This is a genomic window from Anaerobacillus sp. CMMVII, assembly GCF_025377685.1.
GTDB lineage: Bacteria > Bacillota > Bacilli > Bacillales > Anaerobacillaceae > Anaerobacillus.
The window spans coordinates 256,531-262,530 of sequence record NZ_JACEHK010000006.1; the positions used below are offsets into that span (position 1 = coordinate 256,531).

Consider the following 6,000-nt stretch of genomic DNA (forward strand, 5'->3'; position numbering starts at 1 on the left):
CACAGGTTTTTGTTTTCTTCGGTTAGGAAATAGAAAACTTAACCATCATGGTCTCGGGGCATCTTTTCTAATCAAAAAAGTAAGTTCTACCCGTGTATATAGTTATTCAACCGCTCATTGTTTAGAAAAAAATCCTTAGATTAATCGTACGCCCCTTATTGGGTTGTCTTGTTGCTTTATCATTTCATTTCGCTCTCCGCCATCAGATAATTCTTCTGAAAATTCATGATCTTCAGTTGGATTAGCGCGCTTTGAAGCTTTAATATCACCTGGTGTTACATTGTTATTTGGAGCTGCTTCGTGATTAAGTTTACTCATGGTTACCCCCCTTTCTTTTATGTAGCATTCCCAATCTGCATGAAACAAAAGAAAAAGTGGAAAAATAACCTGATTTGTAAAAAGGGGGATAATAATGTGACTCAGCAAGACATGAAACAATATAAAGTAACAAGAGGAAATGCTAAAGATAGCGGGATATCAGCAACGTACGAATATACAAGTGGCAACATAACAAGTAAAAGTAATGGGAAAAAGCAAGGAGGAAAAAAGGAAAATGAAGGATAAAGTAAAGAAATTTAATGAAAAAAAATCAGAATTAGATGAAGTTTATGGGGTAGAACCAGAAATGAGCCTTCAAAATGCTAAGTTTTCTACAACAGATAATGAGTATTTGAGTGAATATGGTGATAAAAAGAATACCTAATGACATGAAATACAAACACCACCAACAAGGAAGGCGTTGGTGGTGTTTGACATGTGTATTATTCAAACATTGGTTTCACATCGTAGCCTCTTGACTGCAAAAGGTCGACAATACTATTTTCCCCAACTAAATGAAGCGCACCTACGACTACAAAGTATGTCTCAGATGATTCATTTTTTAAGAAGTCTTCGATCTTCTCTGTCATCTTAAGGTCACGCTCGTCAGTTAGTGCGTAAAAATACTCAAGAAAATCTTGAGACTGCTCTCCTTCTAGTATCCGCAACTTACTTAGTGCTTGTATATCACCGCTCGTCCACAAGGACATTAACTCAGCGATTTTTTCTTGATTTGTTTCTTGCTCAAATAAGGTTGAATATAAAGCTTGTTCCTGAGACTCGGGCGATAAAAGTGTATAGAGGTCTAGCTGTTGTTTCACTGTTTCTAAACTAATTATCTCTTTATTATCATCCACTGCTTTTCTTAGAAAATATTGATCGATACCTAGATCTGAACTGTATCCAGCCTCTTCTAGAAGAGCCGCTTCTACCATATCGGAAACCAACCAGGGTTTAAATAGTGTAACCGCTTCGGCCTGTAAGCCAAGATTTCTTAGCGTTTGTAACAACTCGTCGTAAAGTTCACTAGCGATATGGTCCTCTATGGTCGTTCCATCATTGTAAATGCCAATTTCACTAAGTAACTTCATCATTTCCGTTTGATTTAAATCATTCACATTTACTTCGACAGCTAAATAATCTGAGGCTTTATAAGCAGCATCAATTTCGTCAGCTAATGGATAGAGAGCTGGTATGCCTATGTGAATTGAGCCTAATAAATAGACAGTATTCTCTTCATGAGTAACCTTGTAAAAAATCCCTTTTGATGCCTCTTCTTTTGGATCAAGTTGATCCATTGTTTTTTCTGTGCATCCAAAGAGGAAAATCACTAGTACCAACAGTAACCCTAACTTTTTCAACAACATGTAATGCCTCCCCACACTCTTTTGTTATAGTACCTATACGTGTGAAAAATAAAAAGGTTGCAGTTTAGATGATTGCTAATAATCGTTCCACAAACTTTTCTGAATCAAGTCTAGCTGCTACAAAAGGAGGACGAATCTGTTTTGCTCCCTCCAAAGGTTGGCCAAGCCATAATACATGTTGATCAATAATGATAAAAGGAAATGGAAACAGTTCATGGATAACGGTGACAGGTTGCCTAATTGGTACTACCTGATTTGAAAAGATCGTCACTTGAATTTTTTTCGGTAAGGCCTGTAACTGGGCTACCCACTCACTAGTCAAAGACGTTCCTTCTGGCAATGAAATCATGACTGTCTTTTTTGCTTCTAGGAGATCTTTAAAAACAAGTTCTAACTTAAGGGCGTGAATCCAACGGAGTTTTGGGTGCTGCTGCTTGATCCACGTACCAATTTGCTGATGCGTAATGATTTGCTTCGTTTGTTCTTGATGATCGACTAGTTGTCGGATCGTTTTCCCTTTGTAAACCGTATTTTTCATAAAGGAACGGTCGCTCACATGAATGAACTTTCCTTTGGTCCTTGTTATTGCAACATTTACTAATCGTTCACTATCTTTTCCGGTAAGGAGCATACTTGGACGATCTTTTGGATAACTATCGACTGTATCAAAAACCATCACGTCTCGTTCACTTCCTTGAAACCTGTGAACAGTAGCAGCAATGATATCAGCACTTGCAAGCTCCTTCTCATACAGACTTTGGAGAAGCTGTTCCATTAGCATGGCTTGGGCGCGGTAAGGAGTGACATAACCTATTGACCTTGCTCCACTAGTGTAGGACTCGTGAATTAGTTGAAAGGAAAGTAACAGCTGCCATAAATTCAGTCTTGATTTTGACGCTCTTTCTTGGATGCAATGTTGACCTGTGTAGCTTGTATCGACAAGCACTGATGCGAGGTTCGGGAAAGGGCCTTGTTCGACCAAATCATTTCTTTTTTTGCTCATACTAGGATGATCAAAAACTTTTGATCCGTAAATGTACTGATTTGTAAAAGCAGATATTTCTGGGTGCATCCTGCGTTGTTCTTTTAGTAGCATCAGATGTGGGTGCCAGTTACCACTTTTAAGAGCATCAACAATCCCTGCGGCATGAAAGATATCTTCTCTTAGCCATTTATCGACCAGTGCATGGCGTGCAGCTGCAATAGGTGGCAACTGTTTAAAATCGCCAGAGATAATCACGCGTTTCCCAAGACTTGCGGCAAAAGCCGTTTGAGGAACATAAGCCATACTAGCCTCATCAATGATAACAAGATCAAAATTCTCCTCATAAATGGTAGCGTCTGTGGCAGCTTTGGCTAAGGTTGTTCCAACAATTTTTGCTGTTTTTAAAAATTTAATTTCTTTTTGGCGCACTTTTTCAAGTAAGACAGCTAGTTTTTTTTCCAGGACTAACAGAGTTTCACTGTCTCGCTTGCTGAATGAATGAGATAAATCCTGTTTTAATAATCGTTTCTCCGTAGTGACTACTTCTCTTTCTTTTGCCAATTTCGGATCTTGTGTTTCGAGGAGCTTTTGGGTAGTAATGGGCTCCTGAAGTGAAGTCCCCGTTCCATAGCGAAGGATATCACCTTCTGAGAAGCGTTCTTTCTTTAATAAAAATTGGACAATCTCCAAAAGGAGCACATCAACTGCTTGATTACTATGGGAGACGATCAGTACGCGTTTTCCTTGAAAATATTTATTTGCTGCGACGCGAGCTAAGGTGTATGTTTTTCCAGTGCCTGGCGGTCCCCAGACGAAGGTTGCTGAATTATATTGTGATCTGAAAAATAATTCATGGGAATTACTTTTGTTTTTCTCTGTCGGGTGCTTTGGTGGAATGGTTGGTTTCATCATTTGTTTGACACGGTTTCGTTTCTGCTTGCTTTTCTTAAGTTCATCTAATCGTTGAATCAATTCTTCTAGTAGCTCCCAAGGGTCATGGAAAAGCAGTGCTTCATGAATCAGATCCCCTAACGTTCGTTCTAATGATACTAGTAAGCTCGTATCCTCTGCCGAGAGAATTCTTCCGGCAACTTTTTGGTTCCCCCACTGAATGGTTACATTGCTCCCGACAGCAATTATGACTTTTGTTGGAGTCTCAAAGTAATACGTAAACCCTTGATCATTCGAAACGAGATGACCATTATTCAGCTGAAATTTATTACTACCGTATTTTTTTAAGTGACTGATTTCTATTTGTAAGGCTTGCTGCCATTCTTTTAAATACTCCATCACGATACTTCCCTTTTGGTTGATTTTGAAACGAAGAAAGGCTGACATCATAGGAGTCAGCCTTAACATATAGTATATTAATATAACATAATTTCATAATTAGTTTAAGTCAAATCCTCCAGATGAGGTACGAACTTTGATTTCATAATCCCCAGAACCTACTTTTCCATAAATTTGATTATTCGATTTTTCTTCAAATGTCATCCCAGGCACAGAAACATTCCCTTTGCCAGAGCTACCTTTAAAGTCGATGATCGCTGATGAAAGCTCATCGAAGCTAACCTCCACGCGCCCGCTTGAAGTCGAGACATTAATATTCCCGTTTAATTGTTCGTTTTCTATCGTAATTCGTCCAGAACTTGCTGCTGCGGTTATCTCACCTTCACTATCAATTATGTCAATTTTCCCTGATGATGTAGCAACATTAATTTTTTCAGTTAAGAGGTTTTTTAATGTAACGGCCCCACTACTTGCTGCCGATTTAACTGTTTTTGCCTGACTATTTTTGGCCTCGATTCGTCCACTTGAAGATGCTAAATTGAGTTCTTTTTCTGCATGTAAGCCTGAAACTTCAATGCTTCCAGAACTAGCTCTTAACTCGATATTCGTTGCCGCTAGATCTTCAATCGTTATTGCTCCAGAAGAAGTTTGAATTGTAATCGAGTCATATAGTTTTTCAGGTACGTAGATTTCCAGCTTCGCATTAATAATCATCGATCCAAAGAAGTTTCGTATTGTCTCGTTTTTTCTATTTACCTTTACTTTCAATTTGTTTCTATTGGTACTAACATCTAGTGAAAATGAATTTTTCAGCTTACTACTAACCTCACCATTTAGTTCGATCGTGATTTCGTCACTGTCAGTTGGAATGAGATAAACACTTGGTGAAGACGAATGAATGTCGATCGTTGTTATTTTGTCACCATCGACCACTTTACTCTCGTTTAATTCGACAGTACTACTAGAAAAGAAGTTAAAAACAGGTTGCTGATTCGATTGAAAAATGAAAGCTAATACACCGATTGCAATCAGTGCTAAACCTAGTAAAGCCCCTTTATTCATTATTTGACCTCCCTTTTATCTGAACATTTTTCTTGGCTCTGTTCTATATATTCATTTTAGGTTATTCCCTCGTCTTCCAAAATCAACCTGAGCTATATTTCTCTCTAAGACCTAAGGCGTATTTTACTTACTATACAACTAAATGATACCATATTTTGGATTCTGAAAACGCTAAAAAAAGCCCTATTGGATATACGCGGGCTCTTAGTTCACTAATTTGTAACAAGCGTTACGTGGCAATTTTTTGTTTGTATTCAATTTGCTGCTTTGGACGATAAAAAGAACTTACGGCAATCGTCATGATCGGACCAACCCATGCAAAAGCAGCAAATAATGCATAATCCAAAGTTGAGACGCCAATAGCTGCTGCTGATAAAATTGCTAGCATGTTCCACGGTACTAACCCTGATACCACAAGGGCGGAATCACAAACAACTCTACCTAGATCCTCTTTCTCGTAGCCAGCATCTACCCAGGTGTCTTTTAATGATCGGCCAGTAAGCATAACGGGAAACGCTTGGTTACAACCAACAATTGCAAAGAGAATCCCAATCGCAACCGTTCGAGCTGTAAAGCTAGTAAGTGTATAAGCTTTCTCAAACATTTTTTTCATAAAAACCTTAAATAGCTGTGTTTTATCTAAAATTCCGTTCATCATGCTTGCTAGGGTGATAAATAAAAATAATTGGCCCATCGTGAGGATTCCTCCCCCTCGTAAGATTGTTTCGAGATCACTATTTGAATGTCGATAACCAAATGCTAAGTGATCAATCATCGTTAAGCCATCTAATTGTTGCAAAAACAGGGCAACAATTACTCCTGTTAAAACTCCTAATCCCAATGAAGTAACTGTACGCATCTTTAGTATGATGCTCCCAAATAAAACAATGATTGGGAGGAGAGCAATCATTGAGATTTGAAAATACTCCTGTAATAATTGCGTTACCGCCATTTCATCCATTACTTCTTGTGGTTCGA

The 6,000-nt window shown here is 38.4% G+C and carries 7 protein-coding genes; 2 read left to right on the forward strand and 5 right to left on the reverse strand.

Going from position 1 to position 6,000, the window contains the following annotated elements; translation table 11 throughout:
• Window positions 1-135 precede the first annotated feature (135 nt).
• Window positions 136-318, reverse strand: a complete 183-nt coding sequence (locus H1D32_RS10535; protein ID WP_261178239.1) for a hypothetical protein — start codon at window positions 316-318, stop codon at window positions 136-138.
• Window positions 319-414: 96 nt separating this feature from the next.
• Between H1D32_RS10535 and H1D32_RS10540 the strand changes: the two genes are divergently transcribed.
• Both H1D32_RS10540 and H1D32_RS10545 read left to right on the forward strand, forming a co-directional pair.
• Window positions 415-564, forward strand: a complete 150-nt coding sequence (locus tag H1D32_RS10540) for a hypothetical protein (protein WP_261178240.1) — start codon at window positions 415-417, stop codon at window positions 562-564.
• Window positions 554-703, forward strand: coding sequence for a hypothetical protein (locus H1D32_RS10545; protein WP_261178241.1), 150 nt, complete (start codon window positions 554-556; stop codon window positions 701-703). The genes H1D32_RS10540 and H1D32_RS10545 overlap by 11 nt, the downstream gene beginning before the upstream one ends.
• A 58-nt stretch (window positions 704-761) precedes the next feature.
• Here H1D32_RS10545 and H1D32_RS10550 read toward each other — a convergent pair whose 3' ends face one another.
• From H1D32_RS10550 to H1D32_RS10565, 4 genes are all read right to left on the reverse strand, one after another.
• Window positions 762-1,685 carry a TraB/GumN family protein gene (locus H1D32_RS10550; RefSeq protein WP_261178242.1) on the reverse strand — a complete coding sequence of 308 codons (924 nt, stop codon included), beginning with the start codon at window positions 1,683-1,685 and terminating at the stop codon, window positions 762-764.
• Window positions 1,686-1,749: 64 nt separating this feature from the next.
• Complete coding sequence (locus tag H1D32_RS10555) at window positions 1,750-3,960, reverse strand: AAA domain-containing protein (protein ID WP_261178243.1); 2,211 nt, start codon at window positions 3,958-3,960, stop codon at window positions 1,750-1,752.
• Between the two features lie 99 nt (window positions 3,961-4,059).
• Entirely contained in the window at window positions 4,060-5,022 is a 963-nt protein-coding gene (locus H1D32_RS10560) for a DUF4097 domain-containing protein (RefSeq protein ID WP_261178244.1), read from the reverse strand.
• 229 nt (window positions 5,023-5,251) lie between these two features.
• Window positions 5,252-6,000 (reverse strand): Na+/H+ antiporter NhaC family protein (locus tag H1D32_RS10565; protein WP_261178245.1); only part of this gene is annotated, 749 nt, incomplete at its 5' end.